Raw genomic sequence first — 22,199 nt, 5'->3', positions numbered from 1 at the left:
GGGCACCCGTGCGTCGGCCGTCGGCACCCGGATGGTCAGGAGTCGGACTCGTCGTGGCGCTTCGGCAGCGCCCAGGGGTCGACCGGGACGGGCAGGACGACGATCTCGTCGGCTCGGGCGCGTAGCTTACGGGCCAGGCCCTGGCTGGCGAGGCTGAAGCCGATGGTGAAGCTGTCGGTCATCCCGGCGTTCGGTGTCACCGAGTCGGCCTGCTGGCGCAACTCCCTGGCCAGCGCGTTGCGCCAGCGTATTTCGGGCTCGGTGAGCCCGCAGTTCGCCTGCTCCTCGGCAAGTCGCTGCCAGAGAGAGCGCAGCTCGTCCTCGCTGGCCCGCAGGGCGTCCAGGACCTCCGGCAGGGTGTCGATCTCCGGTAGCGCGGCCAGCACGAGATTGGCGATGGTCGACGCCAGCTCGGTCGAGTTGACCCCGGTGTCGAGGCCGTAGCGAACGAGTTCGTTGCCGACCAGGGTTCGCCGATCTTGCGCTCGCAGAGCCGGATCGGTCGGCAGCCCCGCGACGTGTAGCTCGACGGCGAGCCGTACCTTGTTGGGGCGGTCGTCCGGCACCGAGGGTGCCGGGCTGTTGCCGGCGGGGTCCGGGCGCGACTGCGCGGGCACGGTGGAGGCGCGTGCCTCCAGGGAGCGCACGAAGGCATCACTTCCGGCGGCGAATCCGATGGCATTGGGGCCGGTCCTCGTCGCGGTGTTGCGTCGCAGCAGCCGGGCCTCGTCCCGCAACGCCTCGCTGAGATCGGTCCCGGGCGGCGGCAACTCGACCGTCCAGGGGCTGCGGTCCAACTCCGCCTGTACCCGCTCGATCGTCTGCTCCATGGTGGCCTGGGCAGCGCGGGCGTCGTCGAGCAGACGCAGGTCGGGCAGCACGTCGAGGATCTCGCGGGCCATCGCCAACGGCACGTCCGCGGCGGTCCCGGGCAGCGCCCTGGCCAGCACCGTGGCGACGGTGCTGCGGCGTTGTTGATCTGCGTCGACCATTCCCGACCTCTACCCTGTGACTGTCAGATCGTCGACCCGCAGTGGTCACCCGACCTCCGTCGGCGGATCGGCCCGGCTGTCGGGGACTCTACTGAAGACGGTGAACAGCCACCGCTGGCGCTCAGCCGCTGAACTCGGCGCGTTGCACGGCGAGGAGGGCGCCGGACCGCCGGTGAAGACCAGGTAGAAATCGACGTTCGCGAATCAAGGCTAGGAGCTTGCGCCTCGGCGGGCAAGGCGAGTGCCTGCTGCGCGTCCCGGGATCGGCCGATGTTGTCGCACCCGCGGTTTAAGGTCGCCGCGATTCGTCGACAGGAGGGGGCCGCATGGTTCAGAACCGGGTCGTGGAGTTCGTCGACCGGGACCTACAGGGGGCACGGTTCGACAGGTCGACGTTGGCCGGGGCGGTGATGCGCGGCGTCGACGTGCGGGGGCTCGACATCGACGCACCCTGGCTGGCGGACGGGCCGCTGCTGGTCAACGGGATCGATGTCGTGCCGTTCGTCGAGTCCGAGCTCAACCGGCGGTTCCCGGGTCGGGAGCTGAAGCAGGCCGGGGACCCGGAGGGACTGCGGGCGGCGTGGGCGGCGCTCGAACGGGCCTGGGCGGCCGCGGTCGAGCGTGCGAACGCGATGCCGGCCGGTGTCCTCGACGCCTCGGTCGACGGCGAGTGGTCCTTTACGCAGACGCTGCGGCACCTCGCGTTCGCCGCCGACGCCTGGCTCGGCAAGGCAGTGCTACGCCTGCCGCAACCTTTCCATCCGCTCGGGCAGCCGCACGTCGAGTACACGACGGACGGCTTCGACACCTCGATCTTCGCAACGGAGCAGCCGACGTTGGCCGAGGTGCTCGACCTGCGGGCCGGGCGGCAGGCCATGGTGCGCGAGTTCCTCGCCACCGTCACCCCGGAACTGCTCGCCGAGCCTCGACGGAACCCGTGGTCAGCCGAGACCGAGGTGTCGGTCCTGCACTGCCTCCACGTGATCTTCGATGAGGAGTGGGAGCACCTCCGCTACGCCCTGCGTGACCTCGCGACTGTCGGCGCCGCGCCGGCCGACGGCTGACCACCTCGACTCAGCGGACCGCCGCCGAACGATGGTTTGGCGGCGCGATCGCTGAGCTCCACGAAGCCGGCGGCGGCGCGCCGGCTTCGTTGGCACGCAAGCCAGCGCGTCTATCTGCGCAGGATCTCCACGTATCCGTCGGTGGCGTGCACCCGGATCCGCTGCCCGTCGGTGATCAGCGTGGTGGCATCCGCCACCCCGACAACGGCTGGCAGGCCGTACTCCCGGGCGATCACCGCGCCGTGGGTCATGTGTCCGCCGACTTCCGTCACCAGGCCGGCGACGGCGACGAACAGGGGTGTCCAGCTGGGGTCGGTGTGGGTGGTGACGAGGATGTCGCCCGGTTCCAGGTCGGCGCGGCCCAGGTCCAGGATGATCCGGGCGCGTCCCTCCACGGTCCCGGTGGAGACCGGCAGGCCGACCAGGGCACCGGCCGGCACGTCGTCACGCCGGTACACCCCGTCGACGGCTTCACCGTCGGAGGTGAGCACCCGGGGCGGCCGGAGCGCCTGGTACGACCGGAACTCCTCCCGGCGCCGTCGGACGAGGCCGGCGTCGACGTGGTGGGTGCGTACGGCGTCGTGGAATTCACCGAAGGTGAGGAAGAAGACGTCCTCCGGCTCGCGGATCACCTGTGCCCGCACCAGACGTTCGGCCTCGGCCAGCAGGGCCTGCTTGTAGAGGAAGTAGCGGCTGATGATGTCGTACTTCGGGTACTCCCGATAGCCGGTGAAGGTCCGGACCCGGTCGATCATGCGCCTGGCCTCGGTCGCCTTGCGCTCCCCGTCCGGCAGGCGGCGCAGCCGGGACAGCACCTCCTGCGCCTTCTGTTCCGCAGCCTGCCGTCCCTGCTCGAAACGACGCTCGGCCGCACCTGGCTCGGCGCGCCGGACGTGTTCCAGGAGCACCGGCAGCAGCGTGGTGGGACGTTCGCGCCACCGTGGCCGGGTGATGTCGATCTCGCCGACGCAGCGCATGCCGTACCGGTCGAGGTACGCCTCGATGGCCCGACGTGCCTCGGTGCCGCCGGGCAGCTTCGGCAACTCGTCCAGGAAGTTCTCGTCCGCCACGTCGTGCAGGAACGCCACCACCTCGGGATGCACGCGGATGACGTCGGCGACGTCGAGCAGCGCCAGTCCCATCTCCGACGTCACGTTGCCGGGGGCGGAGAGCGTCAGCGTGTCGGCCGCGTTCCTCTCACCCAGCCACTCCCCGAGGTAGTCGTTGAGCCACCAGGTCGCCTCCATCCCCGCCATGATCACCTGCATGCTCAGCGGGTCACCGAGGACTCGCTTGTGCTCGGCGAACGCGGTCGTCAGGAAGTCGAACAACCCGGTGCCGGTCTTCGTCCGGATGTCGCGCCGCAGGGCGGCGATGGAGGCTCGGCTACGCTCGATCAGCCCGGCGACGATGGCCGGGTCCGTGTCGATCGGGGTGCGGCTCGGACCAGCTACCGCCTCGGCGGCCTGTGCCCCACCGGCCCGCACCTCGGCGGTCGGTGCCCCGCCCACCGTCGCGTCAGGCCGCGTCGCCACGGATGGGTCCGGGCGTGCCGCGAGCAGGTCCGGCCCCGTCGGGATGAAGTCGGCGCGGTCGAGGATGGTCGCCAGTGCGTCCCTGACCAGCGGATCACCCCTACCCATGATGTCCAGCAGGGCGGCGCGGCTCGCGGGTGACGCCAGGCGTTGGGTGACGTCGACGAACAGTCGACCACCGGCCACCCGCATCGGTGCCATGGCCGTCAACTGCCACATCGACAGCCCCAGCGGCCTCATGGCATCGGTCATCATCTGCTGATGGCCGACCGAGACGTAGACGTGGTTGTCCCGGTCATCGGCCGCCGGGACGGGGAACAGCGTCGTGATGGGCCGGCTCTGCACGATCTGGAAGTCGTCGCCGACCAGGCACCACTCGATGTCCTGCGGGCGACCGAAATGTGCCTCGATTCGCCGGCCGAGCTGCGCGAGCCGTACGACCTGGTTGTCGGTCAGCGCCGGCTGCTCCCGCCGCTGCGGTTCGATCGCCTGTTCCCGGGTGCCCCCGGCCGGTAGGGCGTGGATGGTCCGCTGCTTGCTGGCGACCGTCCGGGCGACGATCTCGCCGTCGCGCACCGTGTACACGTCCGGGTTCACCAGGCCGGAGACCAGGGCCTCGCCCAGACCGAAGCTGGCGTTCACGGAGGAGACTTTCCGGTTGCCGGTGACCGGGTCGGCGGTGAACAGGATGCCGGCCGCGTCCGGGACGACCATCCGCTGCACGACGACGGCCATCCCGACCGTACGGTGGTCGACGCCGTTGCGTTGGCGGTAGGTCACCGCCCGCTCGCTGAACAGCGACGCCCAGCACCGGCGGACCTGCGCGACGACCGCGGTCGGGCCCACCACGTTCAGGTACGTGTCGTGCTGGCCGGCGAACGAGGCCGCCGGCAGATCCTCGGCGGTGGCGCTGGACCGGACGGCGTACCCGGCCCGCCCGTCGAGTGCGTCGACGGCGCCGATGATCGCCGCCGCCAGATCGTCCGGTACGGGGACGGCCTCGATGGCGTGCCGGATCTCGGCGCTGCGCGCCCGGATCGCATCCCGGTCCTCCGGATGCAGCCGCGCCAGCCGATCGAGCCGATCCTCGATCGACGGCAGCTCGGCCATGATCCGCCGGAAGGCGTGGGTCGTGACGCAGAAGCCGGCCGGCACCCGGACGCCGTCGATCCGCGACAACACTCCCAGGTGCGCCCCCTTACCGCCGGCGACGTCGCCCTGCGTCTCGCCGATGTCGTGCAGCCCCACCACGTACTGCGTGGTCGTCTCGTACGTCGACAGCTCCCGCACGTGTTTCCCCCGTTTCCTCGTCCGGCCGACGATTCTGCGGCAGAACCCGGGTCTTGCCACAAGCCCCCCGGTGCGCTATACGTTAGGAGTGGCAGGGAGGTGACTCTCTGCCTTTTGTCGTTGTCACCCGTCGCGGGGCTCCGCCACCGATCGGGCGGGGGAGGCCCACCATGGATGTCACCTCGCGTCGCGAGCCGCCCCGGATCGGCCTGGACGGGCCGTTGGGCGGCAACGCCGCCTCGATGCAGGCCACCGCCCGCGCTCTGGCGCAGGCCGAGTCCGCCGAGGCCGTGGTGCTCGTCGAGGGCATCAGTGACCAGATCGCCCTGGAGGCACTGGCGGCCGGCCGCGGCCGCGACCTCGCCGCCGAGCGAATCGTCATCGTGCCGATCGGCGGGGCCCACGCGATCGGCCGCTTCCTGACCAGGCTGGGCCCGCCGGGCATCGGTGTACGCCTCGCCGGCCTGTGCGACCTGCGCGAGGAGGAGATCTTCCGGCGCGGCCTGACCGAGGCGGGCGTCGGTACGCCTGGCACCCGCGCCGAGATGGCGCAGCTCGGCTTCTTCGTCTGCGTGGACGACCTGGAGGACGAGCTGATCCGTGCCGTCGGCAGTGCGGCCGTCGAAGCCCTCTTCGAGGCGCAGGGCGACCTGCGGCTGTTCCGTGGGTTCCAGAGCCAGCCCGCCTGGCGCGGCCGGGATCCCGACGCGCAACTGTGGCGATTCCTGCGCAGCAGCTCCCGCCGCAACCAGCGCTACGCCCGCCTGCTCGTCGAGGCCGCCGTCGCCCGGGACATCGTGCCCCGCCCCCTCGACGCGCTCCTCGCCGGCGTCTGAACCGGCATGGCGTTGCTGAGATGAGTTTCCGGCTGGCCGCGTACGCCGTGTGCATCGACGGTGCGCGGGTGCTGCTCGTCCGTTGCGGACAGCCGTCGGGTGGCACGAACCTGTCCCTCCCGGGCGGCCGGGTCGAGCACGCGGAGGATCCGGTCGATGCGGTGATCCGGGAGGTTGCCGAGGAGACCGGCTGCGACGCGGTGGTCGAACGTCTGCTGGGTGTGGACTCCAGAGTGATTCCCGCCGCCGAGGCACGCTCAGGACTCGTGCACCAGAACGTGGGCATCTTCTACCAGGTCCGCATCACGGGCGGGGTCCTGCGGCCGGAGCCGAACGGCGAAACTGCCGAGCCGGTCTGGATCCCGATACCGGACGTGGTTCACCTCCGCCGATCCTCCCTCGTGGACGTCGGCCTTGCCCTGGCGCGGACACGTCCGGCAACCGGTCACGTCCCGTCGGTCCCGGTCGGCGGGCTCGTCCAGCACTGAGAGCACGCTCTGCCGCCGGCGTTCGTGGCAGTCGTGCATGCGTGGCCGGGGCCGCGATCGGCTGGCTGCGGCCGGCGTAGCCAGCGGGCCGCGTCGATGGCACGGTCGAAGGTGAGCGCCAGGTGCAGGTCGCGGGCGGCCACCCCGGCGGCGGGCAGCCGCGTCCGCGCCCGCTCGATCAGCCCCGGGGGACCGCAGACGACGAACGCCTGACCGGGCCGATGGTGGTAGAGGGCCGCCGTGAGCAGGTCACCCTGGGCGGCCGGTTCCACCGCCGGGTCGTGCGAGAACGTCGGTACGACCGTCAGCCAGCGCCGGTGGGCGTCGGCGAGCTTGTCCAGCGCCACCGCATCGTAGAGGTCGAACAGGGTGCGGGCACCCGCCACCAGGGCCACCCGACGGTCGCCCGGCGATTCCGCCACCTGCTCGACCATCGCCCGCAGTGGTGCCAGGCCGGTCTCGCCGGCCGCCAGCAGCAGATCCGCCCCACCTATCGCGGCCAGCGACAGCCCGACGTCGGCCGGTGGCCCCAGCCACAGCGTGTCGCCCGGCGTCACCGCACCGACCAGCATCGGCGACACCACACCCCGGGCGACGGCGCGAACATGGAACTCCAGTCGCCCGTCCGGGCGGGGCGCATTGGCCGGGGACAACCACCGCCACACCCCGGGCAGCCTCGGCGTGCACACCGGCAGCGCCTCACCCGGTTCGTACCGCAGTCGCCGCACCGGCCGTACCGTCAGCACCGCGACCCCCGCCACCGGCTCGGTACGCGACTCGACCTCACCCACCATCACCTGCGGCCCGTCGCCGACCACCCCGGCGGCCCGCTCCGCCAACCGCAACGCCCGCCGGCAGCCCTGCTCCCACCGGCCCGCCGAGGCCGGACCCCAGGCGGTACCCGCGAACCGGCCCACCGTGTCCACCATGGCCGCGCTGATCGCGGTGTCGTGATAGGGCTGAAGCCCGAACCGGTGGTACGTCCGCCCCAACACCGCCAACGCCGCCCGCCGCCCCGCCGGGTGGTCCCGACCCGCGATCACCTGCCCGAGCGTGGTGAAGAACATCGCCGCGTACCGGTGCGGCAGAAACCGCACCGACCGATCCTCCATGAACGCCCAGAAATGATCGGCGGCCCGTTCATGCATCCCACGAACAGCCACCCACGACAACCCCGACTCAGCCATGCGCCCGGACCGTGGATGTCGCGTACCGCCTCGTGTCCGTCGCCGCGATGGGTTTTCCGGCCAGCGGTGACGTTTGTCGTCGGGCACTGCAAAGCCAGCTCGGCGGTCGCCCGCGGCGACCCGTAGGCGCCACCGGAGTCGGCGTGGACCACGGTGATCTGCTCGGCGAGGGCGTCCTCGTCGGCGGCGCGAGCCTGCCGGGCCGGCTCGCTGGCGCTCCAGCGGTAGAACCCGGAGCGGGATACCGCCAGGATCCGGCACAGCCGCTTCACGCCGAACCTGGCGCGGTAGGTGGAGATGAACCGGAAGCGGCTGGTCACCGATCCATCTCCTTCGCGAAATAGGCGGCCGCCTTACGCGGGATCTCCTTCTCCTGCCGCAACTCAGCCACCTCACGCCGCAACCGGGCGATCTCGGCTTGAACACGCGTGAACAACCCGGCCTCCCGATATGACCGGGATCAACCTAAACCGGCCGTTATCAACAAGTCGAGCAAGACCGGCGAAGCGGGCAGTCCCGCGTGTCGAGGCTGAGGTTGGTACCGGATCGCCGAATGAACACCAGCAGGAGGCGCGACCCCCTGACCCGGGGGAAGCCACCAACCGCCCCATCGGTAGCTCTTCGAAGAGGCCGGGTTCGAGGCCCTCGCCAGGACGGCGTGTGGCCTGTCGCCCCAGGCCGGGACGGCAGGCCACAAGGTGTTCGGTCGAAGGGCAGCGGTCAGGAACTCTTGGGGAGTTCGTCGGGCCACCGCTGGCGGTCGACGCTGTCCTGCCACTCGGCCACCGGGTTCGAGCCCCCAGCGCGGGCCGCGGCTCGGTCGACGACCGGGAAGTTCGCCCCGCCCACCAGCTGATGCGTTCCACGCCCCTGCTCCGTCTTCGCGGCCAGCACGTAGGTCGTGCCGGGCCGCAGCAAGGGCTCGCCGTCGACCCGCCAGGTGTCCTTGCCAAGGGTTCCACCCAGCTGGACCACTCGCAGCGTCTTGGTCGGCTCGCCCTTGAGAGTCTTGTCCACGGTGACGTCAAAGACGGTGTAGGGCGCGCCGTCGCGTTCCTGCACCTCGGCGATACGGTCCACCGTCGCAACGACGACGTAGTCGGCGAACCCCGCCACCTTCGTCTCATCCTTTACGTCGAACGCGTAGGACGAGTGCACCGAGTGCGTTTCACCCGCGCGCAGCGAGTCGTAGGCCAACCACCCGCCAGAGGCCACCGCAACGGCGGCGGCACCTGCGACCAGCGGTCGAGCAAGGCGGCGGTTCATGCTCAGTACCCCCATACGCTGTGATACGAGTTGATGTCCCACGACTGCAGGTTGTTGCTCATGTTCGGGTTGTAACAGGCCGGGCACGAGTCCATCACCGCGATCTCCGGCCCGTGGCCGAGCTTGAGGGAATGCCCGAACTCGTGGGTCATGACGGCGTGCTTCTGCGACTCGTTGTAGCCGTCCATGTGGTGTGTGTTCAGTTTGATGTCGTCCGCGCCCGCACTGCAGTCGAACCAGCCCGCCCGACTGTCGCTCGAAGAGGTGTAGTCGGACACGTCGACGTCCGCGTAGGTCGAAGCCGTATCAGCTTTGACGTTGATCGGGTTCAGCGAGTTCCACTGATTCACCGCATGCGACAACGAGTTGTTGTACTTGGTGAAGTCGTCGTAGACCAGATCCCCGCCATCGACCGATGTGCAGTGATCCAATGGCCCCACATCGGCCGATGCCGCTGATGCGAATCCCCCCGTGGCAACCAGCGTCGAGGCCACCACAAGGGCGGCCAACCGCGCCGATCGAAGCCTGTTCCCTGACATCCATCTTCCAGCTGATTGATAGTTGTCAACGAATCTAACGATCAACTAAGGCCAACGCAAGGAGTCGCGAAGAAGTTACACAGAGTGCCGGGCGGAGCTGGGCGCTGGTACCAACCATGATGCCGATCATGGCCAGTTGACGCGAGTTGGCGCCGAATCAAGGTGCCGATCTTGCTCAGCGACCAGCCACTCCCCACCGAGCTCATGGGCCACCTGGTGCCCAAAGAAGCTACCGGTCTGGTGCCCGCTCAAGGTGCCGAACTCAGGGCAGGGGATGGCCTACCGGGGATCACCCGCGCGTGCGCGGGGAGCGGTGACCGAGCAGCCCGTACCACTGGCTCAGCGGGGGATCACCCCCGCGTCCGCGGGGAGCGGACGGATGCGGGCAGTGTGCGCCGCTCGGCGCAGGGATCACCCCCGCGTGCGCGGGGAGCGGAAAACGCCACCCGAGTGAAGTACCCGAGTGGCGGGATCACCCCCGCGTGCGCGGGGAGCGGTACGGCCGGCAACATCCCGGACACCGCGTACGGGGATCACCCCCGCGTGCGCGGGGAGCGGCTACGGGGTGTCGCTGTGACCAAGGGCGGCGTGGGATCACCCCCGCGTGCGCGGGGAGCGGAACCCGACGATTACCGCGACCAGATAACGATTGGGATCACCCCCGCGTGCGCGGGGAGCGGGGCGAGGGCGGCGGCTTGGTCCTGGTCCCACTGGGATCACCCCCGCGTGCGCGGGGAGCGGTGCGTGACGCCCTGACGGCGGACACGTACCACGGGATCACCCCCGCGTGCGCGGGGAGCGGTAGATCACGGCGCGGAATTCGGTGGAGGTGACGGGATCACCCCCGCGTGCGCGGGGAGCGGCGACCGGCGGATCGTTCGCGTTCATGCTGCGTGTGGATCACCCCCGCGTGCGCGGGGAGCGGTGACGGCGGAGACCCGGCCTCGCGGCACGGACAGGATCACCCCCGCGTGCGCGGGGAGCGGACACCCTCGGGCCAGTAGTTGGGGCCGGCGGGGGGATCACCCCCGCGTGCGCGGGGAGCGGGCTTACCACAGCTTCACCGTCTGCCGGACCCTGGGATCACCCCCGCGTGCGCGGGGAGCGGGGCGACCCGACCCTCACCCACTCCGCCCCGTTCGGATCACCCCCGCGTGCGCGGGGAGCGGGACATCCTGGGGGACCACGGCATTGGCCGGTTGGGATCACCCCCGCGTGCGCGGGGAGCGGGACCTCAACGAATGGGACCCGGTCAACCCGATGGGATCACCCTCGCGTGCGCGGGGAGCGGGATGCGGTCACGGCATCCACGGCGGCCTGGTAGGGATCACCCCCGCGTGCGCGGGGAGCGGAAAGGCCAGATCCTGAACGAACGGGCGGATGCCGGATCACCCCCGCGTGCGCGGGGAGCGGACACGGACCCGCGTGGCCTGGTACTCCTTCCGGGGATCACCCCCGCGTGCGCGGGGAGCGGATCAGCACCTCCTCAAGTACGGAAGGGGCCGCCGGATCACCCCCGCGTGCGCGGGGAGCGGAGTTCGTCCGCGAACAGGACCATGCCTTCACGGGGATCACCCCCGCGTGCGCGGGGAGCGGACCAACGCGCTTGCGGTACTGGTTTCGAGCAGGGGATCACCCCCGCGTGCGCGGGAGCGGGGCCCGACGACCGGGTCGACGACGAGTTGCTTGGGATCACCCCCGCGTGCGCGGGGAGCGGAACGGACGAATCAGTACCTGCTTCTTGTCGCCGGGATCACCCCCGCGTGCGCGGGGAGCGGGGTCGGCTCTGAGGGATGTACTCCGGTCCGGAGGGATCACCCCCGCGTGCGCGGGGAGCGGGAGCCGCCCGCCGCTTTACCGGCGTGGCGTCAGGGATCACCCCCGCGTGCGCGGGGAGCGGCGATCAATCGTCAGGGACCGGCCACCCTCCTCGGGATCACCCCCGCGTGCGCGGGGAGCGGTCGCTGTTCTGGCAGTTCATCGAAGCGCGGCCGGGATCACCCCCGCGTGCGCGGGGAGCGGAAGTCGGACGGGCCGCCGGTGACCGACATACCGGGATCACCCCCGCGTGCGCGGGGAGCGGGTACCACACGCACACGGCGGGGCCACTAGAAAGGGATCACCCCCGCGTGCGCGGGGAGCGGCGGTTGTTTCCATGGTGCCGGGAACAGTGACCGGGATCACCCCCGCGTGCGCGGGGAGCGGGAGGGATGCCTGTCTTTTCGTGAAGGTTAGTAGGGATCACCCCCGCGTGCGCGGGGAGCGGCCCGTAAGAGTTGTCTAGTCCTCTGCCGTTGTGGGATCACCCCCGCGTGCGCGGGGAGCGGCACGATCAGCCCGTTCGCGGTGCCGGTCCACGGGGATCACCCCCGCGTGCGCGGGGAGCGGTGCGACCAGGTGACGCACGCCCAGCGCGCCGCGGGATCACCCCCGCGTGCGCGGGGAGCGGGTCGGCGAAGTTGACGTTCAGTTGGACGTGGAGGGATCACCCCCGCGTGCGCGGGGAGCGGTATCCCGCTGAACCAGCTGCTGTCGTTGGTGGGGGATCACCCCCGCGTGCGCGGGGAGCGGGGTCCCTGGATCGCCCAGCACCGCACGACGTTGGGATCACCCCCGCGTGCGCGGGGAGCGGGGATTCCTCGTCATGGATGTACTCCCTCGTCCGGGATCACCCCCGCGTGCGCGGGGAGCGGCCGATCCGCGCCGCGAAGGACACGCCGACATCGGGATCACCCCCGCGTGCGCGGGGAGCGGGGCGACGAATACTTTCTGAGTGTTCCATCCGGCGGATCACCCCCGCGTGCGCGGGGAGCGGGTACGCCCGGTCACCGCCGCCGGATGGTTTCCCGGATCACCCCCGCGTGCGCGGGGAGCGGAGCGTCCCCACCATGAGCACGGCCAAGAACACGGGATCACCCCCGCGTGCGCGGGGAGCGGGCCGGAATCGGCTGCTCCCGGTCGGGCCGGTCGGGATCACCCCCGCGTGCGCGGGGAGCGGCGGCCGACCGCGCGCAGGACTTCCCGTTCCACGGGATCACCCCCGCGTGCGCGGGGAGCGGTCGCCCGGCTGGCCGCGTACCAGCCCTTCGGCCGGATCACCCCCGCGTGCGCGGGGAGCGGGCCGTCGACAACGGTGTGCTGATGGAGGACGGGGGATCACCCCCGCGTGCGCGGGGAGCGGGGGAAGTCGTCGGCCGGCTGCTCACCGTCCAGGGGATCACCCCCGCGTGCGCGGGGAGCGGATGTCCCAGCCGGCGAACCACGTCGTGATGTTGGGATCACCCCCGCGTGCGCGGGGAGCGGGCTTGTTGACCTGCGGGGCTAGAGATCAAGTACGCCGTTTTCGTTCACTTTGGTTTGCAAGATCGTCCCTTTCGGGCCGGCGTGGGAGGGTGGCGCGTGGCCGTTGGGGCGCGGTTGGGTGCAGCGTACCGGGCGGGTGGGGTGCCGGTCTGCTCAGGAGGAGATGCCGAGGTCGCCTGAGGTGAGGCCGTCGCTGATCTCACGGGCGAGGGTGGCACCGGTCGCTGATGCTCGCTCCAGGGTGGCGCGGAACTCGACGAGGCGGCGGAAGGCTTCGCCGTACGCCCGCTGCTGGCTCAGCGGTAGGACCGGGATGGACAGTCGACGGACGTCGATGCGGACGGCGCCGTTGCCGGTGCTGGCGGCGCGGCCGGCGATTCTTAGGTTGTCGGTGCGGGAGATGACGCCCGAGATGAACCACGGGTCGAAGCGGGTGGTGTCGACGCGGATCAGTTGGGTGCCGGGGCCGAGTTCGGCACCGACCTGCTCCGGGGCGGCCACCCGGGCGCTGATTCTGCGGCCGATGACCGGGACGAGGATGTCGCCGGGGCGTACCTCCGGTCCTGGTTCGTCGTCGGTGCGGGTCGTGGTGCCGGTGGCCGGGCTGCCGGAGAGGATGTCGGCGGCGGTCAGTACAACGGCGGTGGCGGTGGCGGTGGTGCCGGTCGATCGGCTGCGTGCGGTGGCGCGGTGTACGGAGATGCTGCCGGAGCGGATGAGGTCGGCGACGTCGGCCTGTGGGGCGTCGCGCAGGGGTGTGTCCGGTGTCTGTCGTACTGCCGGCAGGCCGCGGCGTAGCTGGTCGAGCAGTTTGTCGAACTCGCTGATCCGGGCGATGACCCGGGCCGGGTCGGCGGCGAGGTCGCCGGTGTGTGGGAGGTGGCGTTGCGGGGTGAGGTCGACCTGGTCGTCGAGGACGTCGATGGCGGAGACGGTGCGGTGCACGCCGGGTAGTTCCGCGTACGCGGGGGAGCGGTAGGCGCTCCACGCGGTGGCCACGGTGTCGGCGAGTGGCTGGTCGGGGGCGGTGGTGGTGTTGACCACGAGTAGGTCGCCGGGCGGTGGCTGGTGTGGGTCGGGTTGGGTGAGCACCCAGACGTGGAGTCCGATGCCGGTGGGCGGCATGAGTCCGGCGGGTAGGGCGACGACGGCGCGTAGCGCGCCACGGCGGATCAGTTCGGCGCGGACGCGGCGGCCGGCGGGGCGTGACGCGGCGGCGGGGGGCATCAGGACGACGGCGGTGCCGCCGGGCGCGAGGTGGGCGAGGGCGTGCTGCACCCAGGCGAGTTCGGGTTCGGTGCGTGGGGGCAGGCCGTAGGTCCAGCGGGGGTCGTAGGCGAGCTTGTCGTGGCCCCATTCGTGTACGCCGAAGGGGAAGTTCGCCACGACGACGTCGGCCCGCAGGTCGGGCAGTGCGTCGGCGAGCAGGCTGTCGCCGACGTGGACGACGGGTGGCGCGGCGTCGGGCCTGCTGCGTCGGGTGCGCAGGTGCAGCAGCCACAGCCGCAGCATGGTGATCAGGGCGTACCGCGGGTTGATTTCCTGGGCGTAGCACCGGGTGGCCGCACCTCGGGTCAGCGCCCGGTCGGCGGCCATCCGCAGGATCGACCCGGTGCCGCTGGTGAAGTCGAAGGTGACGTCTCCCGGCCCGGCGAGGGCCAGCATCACCTCGGCGACGGTGTCCGGTGTCCCGGCCAGGCCGGACATGGAGTGGGCCGAGGAGACGTAGCGGTGGTGCAGGTATTCGAAGGCCGACTCCGGGCCCTGTTCGACACCGAGTTGGTCGACTGCGCCGAGCAGGGTGCTGAGCTGCGCGGTCCACTGTTTCGGCAGCAGGGTGCCGACCATGGTGGCCAGACCGGGATCGAGGGCGCGCAGCCGGGTGACGAGCTGTTTCGGTGCGGGCGGGGCGGTGCCGGCGGCGGGGGACTGGTCGGCGCGGACGAGCAGGAGCGCGCCGGCGATGCCGAGTGCGTCGCTGAGCTGCGCCGCCGGCTGGTAGCTCTCGATGTGCCGCCAGGCCCACTCGTCGGTGCCGGCCTGGTGCAGCCGGCCGTGTCGGCGTAGCCAGTGCTCCACCTCGCGGGCGTCGAAGGACGGGCTCGTCGGAGTGCCGCCGACGGGCGTCGGGAAGTCGGCGTAGCGCCGTCGCCAGTTGCTCACCGCGGCCCGGCCGACGTTTGCCAGGCGGGCGATGCCGCTGGCGGTCAGGGTGGTCTCGCTCGGGGCCAGCGTCGGCTCTGTCGTCACGGCGTGAACGTTAGCATAATGATCGAGATTGTGGATACGGTTCACAGGCGCTACAGTTCCGCTCGATCAGTTCACAGACCTCCGGGAGGCTCCGCATGCCGCGTCGCGGCCGCAGCACCACCGTCGGAAAGATCGCCCAGCTCTGCCAGGCCCGTCGCGCCTCCGAGATCCGGATGCTCGGCGAGCTGCTCCGGCGCGAGCAGCGCGCCGACCCGCGCGAGGGCGCGTACCCGCAACCGGCGCGGGACGGCTCGACGCCGCGCTGACCCGCACCTACCGAATCCCGTCGACCTGAGGAGGACCATGAACACCCTTGCGCGAACCGACGCCGTCACCTGTTGCGTCCCCGTGCTTCCCGCCGGTCGCGTACGTCTGTCGCGGCGCGCGGCGCTACGCTCCCGGCACCACGTCCCAGGCGTACGCGCGAGTGCGCCTTGACCCCGTCGTCGGCGCGGCCATCGCCGACGCGTACCTGGCAGCCCCGCAGCGTGACGAGCGGGCCTACGCCGCCTACGCGGCGTTCTGCCGGGAAACCGTCGAGCAGTACCACCTCCTGGTCGGGCGGGCGGAGTTCGGTGGCCTGGGCGTGACGGTGCGCATCGTCGACGAGGACCCGTACCCCGACGTCGAGTCGATGATCGACGACGTGCGGCAGCGCCGGTTGAAGGTGTTCGCCAGTGCGGCGAGCGGCAACCCCCACCCGTACCTCAGCGACGGGGAGAACGACATGTTCCGCGCGGTCCACGACGTGTTCGGGCACGCGGCGAGCGGCCGGGGATTCGACCGGCACGGCGAGGAGGCGGCCTGGTTGAAGCACGCCACCATGTACTCGCCGCTGGCGGCACGGGCGATGACCACGGAGACGCGGGGGCAGAACTGCGCCCAGATCTTCCGTTACGGGGGTCGCCGGTTCGCCGAGCAGAAGGCGGCGCTGCTGCCCCGGCTGTTCAGCGATCCGCGTCTGGCGCGTACTGCTGCGGCAGCGGAAGCGGGCCGGCTCGTTCCACGCTGAGCCGGGCGATCTCCTCGCGTAGCTCCCGCACGGCCGGGTGATCCGGCCCGTCCACCCGCTCCCGGCCCGCCAGCAGGGTCGTGAGCTGTCGCACCGCCCGGTCGTGCTCGCCGAGCGCCAGATGGGTACGCGCAGCACGCAGACGAAGATCGAACACCTGGGGATCGTCGTCTCCGTGCTGCCGTGCCCGGTGCTCGGCGAGCCGCCGCCACTGCCGGGCGGCGGCGCGGAACTCGCCCGCGGCCTGCATCTGCTCGGCCTGCCGGACGGCCTGCTCCAGTTCCACATCGGACGGCTGGTCGGTCGGTGTGACGGAGGCTCCGTGCGGCGGCGGGGTGCGCCCGACGATCGCGGCGTACGCCTGGACCGCGGTGACGGACTCGTCGAGCACGCCTGGAATCGGCGGTAGATCCGCCGCCAGCGGGGCCAGCGCGCGGTACACGTCGGCGGCGCTGTCCGGCCGGTCGTCGGGGGTGGGCGCCAGCAGCGAGTGCACCAGGTCGTCGAGCGCGGCCGGGGTCTCGGGTCGCAGGGTGGCGGGTCGGGGCGGAGTGGCGGCTATCTGCTGTCGCACGGTGGTCATGGTGGTCAGGCCGTCGAAGGGTGCGCTGCCGGTGAGCAGATCGAACAGGGTGGCTCCGAGACCGTACAGGTCGGCGCGGTGGTCGGCCTGCTGGCCGAGGATCTGCTCCGGTGCCATGTAGCCGATCGTGCCGAGCGCCTGCCCGCTCTGGGTGATCCGGGAGTAGCGGTCGTCGTCGGGCATCACGGCCAGGCCGAAGTCGAGCACCTTCACCGCCCCGCTCGGCTCCAGCATGGCGTTGCTGGGCTTGATGTCACGGTGCACGAGCCCGAGCCGCTGGGCCGCGAGCAGGACGCTGCCGATCTGGGCTCCGACGGCGGCGACCCAGGCGATCGGCAGCGGACCGTGTTCGGCGACCAGGTCCGACAGGGTGACGCCGGTAATCTTCTGAAGGACCGCGTAGGGGTGGCCGGCGTGTTCGCCGAGGTCGTAGACAGCCGGCACGCCGGGGTGGTCGAGACGGGCGGTGAGCAGTGCCTCGCGGCGGAAGCGGCGGACCAGATCCAGCTCCGTGACGGCGACGAACTTCACGATGACCGGCCGGTCGAGCAGCGCGTCGTGGGCCGGCCAGACCTCGCTCATTCCCCGGTGGGCCAACGGGAATCGGGCCAGCCGATAGCGGTCCTTGAGGCTCGTGCCGGGCACCACCGGCTCAGCATAACGACCGGGCCGCATCCGGCCGGGCACATCCGTCCGGCACGCCGCATCTCATTCGGTGAACATCGCCAACAAGAACGCTCTTGCAAGCATGGTTCACAAGGTGCATCATGGGCTCGACGCGGAGCGGTGCGCGCTCGTGCCGCCGTCCATGCTGCGTGAACCAGACCGCCGGTCGTGTCCGGCACACGACAGTTCGTTCATCTCGCTCCTGGCCGTGTCCGGGTGCCCGTCATCGGGGGATGTATGGCTGAGTTGGCCATCGGCAGAGGCTTCCTGCCCGCCTACGCCCGGCTGCAACGCCGGGTGCAGCGCGCCGTCGACGCCGCCATCGGCAAGTTCGCCGAGCACACCCACGCGGGCCTGCACCTGGAGAAGCTGACCGGTGCGCGCGACCCGAACATCCGCACCATCCGCATCGACCAGTTCTACCGGGGAGTGGTGCTCGCGCTCGGCGAGGACCGGTACGCACTGCTCGACGTCCTGCCCCATGACGACGCGATCGCCTTCGCGGTGAGCCGCCGTTTCACCGTCAACCAGACCCTCGGGGTGCTGGAGATGCGCGACCAGGTCGGCATCGAGGAGTTCGCCCGCGCCGAACCGTCACCGGCGAGCGCCGGGCTGTTCGCCCACGTCTCGGTGGCTGACCTCAACCGGCTCGGCGTGGACGCGGACCTGCTGCCGCTGCTGCGCGTCATCACCACCGACAAGCAACTCGAAGGCCTGGGGGGACGCCTGCCGGAGAGCCAACTCGACGTGCTGCTCGGCCTGGCCAGCGGGCTGTCCGTCGAGGAGGTCTGGGCGGAACTGGCCGACCGGACGGTGTCCGGGGTGGACACCGACGATCTGCTGACCGCGGCGCGACGCACCCCCGAACGGATCGCCTTCGTCTCGGGGCCGGTGGAACTCGCCGCCATTCTCGCCCACCCGTTCGACGTGTGGCGCACCTTCCTGCACCCGACCCAGCGGGACGTGGCCTACCGCGACACCTACAGCGGGCCCGCGCTGGTCACCGGCAGTGCCGGCACCGGCAAGACCGTGACCGGCCTGCACCGAGCGGTGTTCCTCGCCCGGCGGCTGCCGGACGGCCAGAAGGTCCTGCTGACCACGTTCACCCGCGCCCTCGCCGAGGCCCTCGCCCGACAGCTCCACCGGCTCACCGACGACCCGGCGGTCCGCGCCCGCATCGACGTGATCAGCGTCGACAAGCTCGCCTACGAGATCGTCACCCGGAGCCGTGGCCGGGTCACCGTCGCCGATGCCGAGATCGTCGACCAGCTGTGGGAGACGGCGGCGAAGGCCGGCCCGACCTACCTCGACCGGGCCGGCCAGATCACCACGTACAGTCCCGCGTTCCTGCGGCACGAGTGGGAGCAGGTGGTGCTGGCCCAGCAGGTGACCACCCGGGAGGCGTACCGCGAGGCGACCCGCCGGGGACGCGGCGCCGGCCTGCGCGCCGCGCAGCGCGACCAGGTGTGGACCGTGATCGAGACGGTGACCGGCGAGCTGGCCAGGCGGCGGCTGCGCACCCACACCCAGCTCGCCGACGACGCCGCCGCCATCGCCCGCCACGCACCGGCGCCGTATCGGCACGTCGTCGTCGACGAAGGACAGGATCTGCACCCGGCCCAGTGGCGCCTGCTGCGGGCGCTGGTGGCACCCGGCCCCAACGACATGTTCCTGCTCGCCGACCCGTACCAGCGCATCTACGACAGCCACGTGTCACTGGCCCAGCTCGGCATCGAGGTCCGGGGCTGCACCCGCCGGCTCAGCGTCAACTACCGGACCACCCACGAGATCCTCGACCTGTCGGTCAAGGTGCTCGGCGGGGACGCCACCGTCGGGCTCGACGGACAGGACGACACGCTGCGCGGCTACCGCTCGGTCACCCGTGGCGGGACACCCCAACTCGCCGCGCACGTCAGCCGCGACGGCGAGTGCGAGGCGCTGATCGAGCGGGTCGGCACCTGGCTCGACCAGGGCGTCGAACCGCACGCGGTCGGCGTGGCCGTGCGTACCGGACAACTGGTCAAGACCGTCGGCCGGATCCTGAGCGACGCCCACATCCCCGTCGCCGACGACAAGCGCGGCACCGACGGGGTGCGGGTGGCCACCATGCACCGGATGAAGGGGCTGGAGTTCCAGTGCCTCGCGGTCGTCGGGCTCGACGCGGGCGTGCTGCCGGCACCACACGCGCTCACCTCCGCCGCCGAGGACCCCCACGCCCACCGGCAGGATCTCCAGCGGGAACGCTGCCTGCTGTTCGTCGCGCTGACCCGGGCCCGGGACGTGCTCTACCTGTCCCACAGCGGTACGCCGAGCCCGCTGCTGCCGGTGGCCCGATGAACGCCCGGGTCAGCGCCGACGCCCCGCCGCTGGGCGTGGCGGCCCGCACCGTCTGGGGCAAGACCGACCGGCTGGGCACCTCACCCGTGGGGTGGCTGCCGCTGTGGCGGCACCTGGCGGACACCGCCGACGTGGCCGGACAGCTGTGGGATCACTGGCTGGGCCGCGCCGCCCGGCACCGCATCGCCGACGAGTTGCCCGGCACGGAAGCCGACGCCCGCACTCTGCTCGTCTGGCTCGCCGGCATCCACGACATCGGCAAGGCCACCCCCGCCTTCGCCTGCCAGGCGTACAACCTCGCGGAGCGGATGCGTGACCACGGACTCGGCTACCAGCGGGACCTGATCAGCGCCGACCGCAGGTACGCGCCGCACGCCATCGCCGGGCACGTGCTGCTGGCCGACTGGCTGCACGAGCAGAACTGGGCCGACCCGCACCCGTACGCCGTGGTCGTCGGCGGGCACCACGGCGTGCCGCCGACCGACCTGGGCCTGCGGGACGTGCGGGTGCGCCCCCACCTGCTCGGCGGCGACGCCTGGCGGCCCGTGCAACACGAGCTGCTGACCTGGATGACGCAACGGTCCGGTGCCGGCGACCGACTCGCCGACTGGCGCGGCGTCGCCCTCTCCCAACCGGTGCAGGCCCTGCTCACCGGCCTGGTCATCGTGGCCGACTGGATCGCCAGCAACGAGGAGTACTTCCCGTACCTGCTCACCGGCAGCGACGCCGATCGGCTACGCACCGGGTGGGAGCTGGTGGACCTGCCGGTGCCCTGGCGACCCGCCGCCGCGCCGGCCAGCGTGGACGAGCTGTTCACGGCACGGTTCGCGCTGCCCCCGGAGGCGACCCCACGCCCGGTGCAGCGCATCGTCACCGACCTGGCCGGGACCATGCCCACGCCCGGCATGATGATCGTCGAGGCGGCGATGGGGGAGGGCAAGACCGAGGCGGCCCTGGCGGCGGTGGAGATCCTGGCCCGCCGTACCGGCGCATCCGGCTGCTACCTGGCCCTGCCCACCCGGGCCACCAGTGACGCCATGTTCGGCCGGATGCTGTCCTGGCTGCGCCGGCTGCCCGACACGCAGGTCGGCCGGGGCGACCGTGACGTGCGGCTGGCTCACGGCAAGGCCGCCCTCAACCCCGACTACGGCGACCTGCGGACGACCTCGCTGCCCAGCGGCATCGGCGAGGACGCCGGAGGCGCCGACATCGGTGTGCACCGCTGGCTCGCCGGGGCCAAGCGGACGATGCTGTCCAGCTTCGTCGTCGGCACCGTCGACCAACTGCTGTTCGCCGCGCTGCGCAGCAAACACCTCGTGCTGCGCCATCTCGGCCTGGCCGGCAAGGTCGTCGTCATCGACGAGGCACACGCCTACGACGTCTACATGGGCCGGTTCCTCGACCGGGCGCTGGAATGGCTCGGCGCGTACGGCGTACCGGTGGTCGTGCTCTCCGCGACGCTGCCGGCACACCGGCGGGCCGAGCTGATGAAGGCGTACGACGACGGCCGCCTCGGCCCACCCCCGCCGCTCACCTGGCGCGACCGGGGCAAACCACGAATCGACCCGTACGCGCCGCTGCGCACCGACCTGCGGTACCCCCTGGTGACCGTCTCCACCGACAGACGCGGCGCCACCGCCACCAGCTGCGGCGACTCCGGACGGGGCATCGACGTGACGCTGCGGCGGCTGCCCGACGACCTGCCCGCACTCCTGAACCTGCTCCGCGACCAGCTCGCCGACGGTGGGTGCGCCCTCGTCGTCCGCAACACCGTGGCCCGGGTCCAGGAGACCGCCGCGGCACTGCGCGCGGCCCTCGGGCCGGACACCCCCGTGTCGGTGGCGCACTCCCGCTTCATGGCCGTCGACCGGGCCGCCAAGGACCGCTGGCTGCGCGACACCTTCGGCCCGCCGGGCAGCAGCGGCGACCGCCCGCACCGGCACGTGGTGGTGGCCAGCCAGGTCGCCGAGCAGTCCCTCGACATCGACTTCGACCTGCTCGTCACCGACCTCGCCCCGGTCGACCTGGTGCTGCAACGTATCGGCCGGCTGCACCGCCACCCCCGCGCCGATCGGCCCGCCCGGCTCGCGACGCCGACCTGCTGGATCACCGGCGCCGACTGGACCGCCGAACCACCCCAGCCGGTAAGCGGATCACGACGGGTCTACCAGCCGGCGACCCTGCTGCGCAGCGCCGCCGTGCTCCTGCCCTATCTGGACGGCCAGCCGGTGCGGCTACCGCAGGACATCGCGCCGATCACCCAGACCGCCTACGGCGACACCCCGGCCGGCCCCGAGACCTGGCAGCCCGCCATGGCCGAGGCGGAGGCGAAACAGCGCGACGAGATCGCCACCAAGGAGTCGAAGGCAGACAGCTTCCGCCTGGCCGGTGTCGCCGAACCCGGCGTACCCCTGATCGGCTGGCTCTCCGGCGGTGTCGGCGACGCCGACGAGCGCGTGGCGCAGGGCCACGTACGCGACACCGACGCCGAAACCCTCGAAGTCCTGCTCCTGGTACGCGCCCCGCAGGGCCTGATCCTTCCACCATGGATCGACGGGGGTGGGGTAACGGTGCCGACCGGCAGTCTTCCCAGATGGCCGCTACCTCGGATGATCGCCCGCTGCACCCTGCCGCTGCCGCGAGCGATGACCGCCGCCGGCATCGTCGACGAGGTCATCGCCGAACTGGAGCAGCGGAACGACCTGCGGGCCTGGCAGGACAGCCCGTGGCTGGCCGGGGAACTGGTGCTCGACATCGACCCGAACGGGATCGCCTCGGTCGCCGGCTTCGAGCTGCACTACGACCCGGACGAGGGGTTGCGTACGACGCGCACCACTACCTGAGTTGGAGG

14 protein-coding genes and 1 CRISPR repeat array are annotated in these 22,199 nt (G+C 71.6%); of the genes, 7 read left to right on the top strand and 7 right to left on the bottom strand.

Translation table 11 applies throughout. The features are described from left to right. Positions 1–35 precede the first annotated feature (35 nt). Complete coding sequence (locus KBX00_RS11170; RefSeq protein WP_210825948.1) at positions 36–992, bottom strand: hypothetical protein; 957 nt, start codon at positions 990–992, stop codon at positions 36–38. 326 nt (positions 993–1,318) lie between these two features. Between KBX00_RS11170 and KBX00_RS11165 the strand changes: the two genes are divergently transcribed. Next, the gene (locus tag KBX00_RS11165; RefSeq protein ID WP_210825947.1) at positions 1,319–2,056 is read left to right on the top strand and encodes a DinB family protein; all 738 of its coding nucleotides are present in this window, start codon (positions 1,319–1,321) and stop codon (positions 2,054–2,056) included. Positions 2,057–2,166: 110 nt separating this feature from the next. Here the strand turns inward: KBX00_RS11165 and rph are convergent, their stop codons facing one another. Beyond that, on the bottom strand, positions 2,167–4,881 hold the full coding sequence (gene rph / locus KBX00_RS11160) for a rifamycin-inactivating phosphotransferase (protein ID WP_307868444.1): 2,715 nt from the start codon (positions 4,879–4,881) through the stop codon (positions 2,167–2,169). Positions 4,882–5,051: 170 nt separating this feature from the next. On the opposite strand from rph, the gene KBX00_RS11155 reads away from it, so the two are divergent. Both KBX00_RS11155 and KBX00_RS11150 read left to right on the top strand, forming a co-directional pair. Further along, complete coding sequence (locus tag KBX00_RS11155) at positions 5,052–5,717, top strand: TOPRIM nucleotidyl transferase/hydrolase domain-containing protein (protein ID WP_301547715.1); 666 nt, start codon at positions 5,052–5,054, stop codon at positions 5,715–5,717. Between the two features lie 20 nt (positions 5,718–5,737). Next, positions 5,738–6,205, top strand: a complete 468-nt coding sequence (locus tag KBX00_RS11150) for an NUDIX hydrolase (RefSeq protein ID WP_210825945.1) — start codon at positions 5,738–5,740, stop codon at positions 6,203–6,205. Here the strand turns inward: KBX00_RS11150 and KBX00_RS11145 are convergent. From KBX00_RS11145 to KBX00_RS11130, 4 genes are all read right to left on the bottom strand, one after another. Then, the gene (locus tag KBX00_RS11145) at positions 6,163–7,302 is read right to left on the bottom strand and encodes an FAD-binding oxidoreductase (RefSeq protein ID WP_307868442.1); all 1,140 of its coding nucleotides are present in this window, start codon (positions 7,300–7,302) and stop codon (positions 6,163–6,165) included. The two genes, KBX00_RS11150 and KBX00_RS11145, sit on opposite strands and share 43 nt — an antisense overlap. A gap of 810 nt (positions 7,303–8,112) precedes the next feature. Further along, a complete protein-coding gene (locus KBX00_RS11140) occupies positions 8,113–8,658 on the bottom strand; it encodes a hypothetical protein (protein WP_301547714.1) in 546 nt (181 codons plus the stop codon). A 2-nt stretch (positions 8,659–8,660) separates the two neighbouring features. Continuing rightward, positions 8,661–9,167, bottom strand: coding sequence for a hypothetical protein (locus tag KBX00_RS11135; protein WP_301547713.1), 507 nt, complete (start codon positions 9,165–9,167; stop codon positions 8,661–8,663). Between the two features lie 315 nt (positions 9,168–9,482). Beyond that, positions 9,483–12,500: direct repeats of the CRISPR family, unit length 29 nt; unit sequence GGGATCACCCCCGCGTGCGCGGGGAGCGG. Positions 12,501–12,653: 153 nt separating this feature from the next. Further along, positions 12,654–14,750 carry a class I SAM-dependent DNA methyltransferase gene (locus KBX00_RS11130; RefSeq protein WP_210825938.1) on the bottom strand — a complete coding sequence of 699 codons (2,097 nt, stop codon included), beginning with the start codon at positions 14,748–14,750 and terminating at the stop codon, positions 12,654–12,656. Between the two features lie 95 nt (positions 14,751–14,845). Between KBX00_RS11130 and KBX00_RS11125 the strand changes: the two genes are divergently transcribed. Both KBX00_RS11125 and KBX00_RS11120 read left to right on the top strand, forming a co-directional pair. Continuing rightward, a complete protein-coding gene (locus KBX00_RS11125) occupies positions 14,846–15,016 on the top strand; it encodes a hypothetical protein (RefSeq protein ID WP_210825936.1) in 171 nt (56 codons plus the stop codon). Between the two features lie 161 nt (positions 15,017–15,177). Next, positions 15,178–15,762 carry a hypothetical protein gene (locus tag KBX00_RS11120; RefSeq protein ID WP_210825933.1) on the top strand — a complete coding sequence of 195 codons (585 nt, stop codon included), beginning with the start codon at positions 15,178–15,180 and terminating at the stop codon, positions 15,760–15,762. Here KBX00_RS11120 and KBX00_RS11115 read toward each other — a convergent pair. Continuing rightward, a complete protein-coding gene (locus tag KBX00_RS11115; protein ID WP_307868441.1) occupies positions 15,698–16,993 on the bottom strand; it encodes a protein kinase in 1,296 nt (431 codons plus the stop codon). The two genes, KBX00_RS11120 and KBX00_RS11115, sit on opposite strands and share 65 nt — an antisense overlap. A gap of 255 nt (positions 16,994–17,248) precedes the next feature. Here KBX00_RS11115 and KBX00_RS11110 point away from each other — a divergent pair, with 255 nt between their 5' ends. Beyond that, entirely contained in the window at positions 17,249–19,348 is a 2,100-nt protein-coding gene (locus KBX00_RS11110) for a UvrD-helicase domain-containing protein (protein ID WP_210825930.1), read from the top strand. Continuing rightward, positions 19,345–22,191 (top strand): CRISPR-associated endonuclease Cas3'', encoded by a 2,847-nt coding sequence (locus tag KBX00_RS11105; RefSeq protein ID WP_210825928.1) that lies wholly within the window; start codon positions 19,345–19,347, stop codon positions 22,189–22,191. Before KBX00_RS11110 ends, KBX00_RS11105 begins: the two co-directional genes overlap by 4 nt. Positions 22,192–22,199 lie beyond the last annotated feature (8 nt).

It is taken from the genome of Micromonospora sp. C95, assembly GCF_018070465.1.
In the GTDB taxonomy this organism is placed as follows: domain Bacteria; phylum Actinomycetota; class Actinomycetes; order Mycobacteriales; family Micromonosporaceae; genus Micromonospora.
Note: the sequence above shows the minus strand (reverse complement) of the source record. Positions and strands in the feature narration are given on the sequence as shown.

Bases quoted from the DNA above. Each gene is read 5' to 3' on its own strand.
- KBX00_RS11165 (WP_210825947.1), top strand. From the start codon at position 1,319: ATGGTTCAGAACCGGGTCGTGGAGTTCGTCGACCGGGACCTACAGGGG.
- KBX00_RS11155 (WP_301547715.1), top strand. From the start codon at position 5,052: ATGGATGTCACCTCGCGTCGCGAGCCGCCCCGGATCGGCCTGGACGGG.
- KBX00_RS11170 (WP_210825948.1), bottom strand. From the start codon at position 992: ATGGTCGACGCAGATCAACAACGCCGCAGCACCGTCGCCACGGTGCTG.
- KBX00_RS11105 (WP_210825928.1), top strand. From the start codon at position 19,345: ATGAACGCCCGGGTCAGCGCCGACGCCCCGCCGCTGGGCGTGGCGGCC.
- KBX00_RS11110 (WP_210825930.1), top strand. From the start codon at position 17,249: ATGGCTGAGTTGGCCATCGGCAGAGGCTTCCTGCCCGCCTACGCCCGG.
- KBX00_RS11140 (WP_301547714.1), bottom strand. From the start codon at position 8,658: ATGAACCGCCGCCTTGCTCGACCGCTGGTCGCAGGTGCCGCCGCCGTT.
- KBX00_RS11125 (WP_210825936.1), top strand. From the start codon at position 14,846: ATGCCGCGTCGCGGCCGCAGCACCACCGTCGGAAAGATCGCCCAGCTC.
- KBX00_RS11150 (WP_210825945.1), top strand. From the start codon at position 5,738: ATGAGTTTCCGGCTGGCCGCGTACGCCGTGTGCATCGACGGTGCGCGG.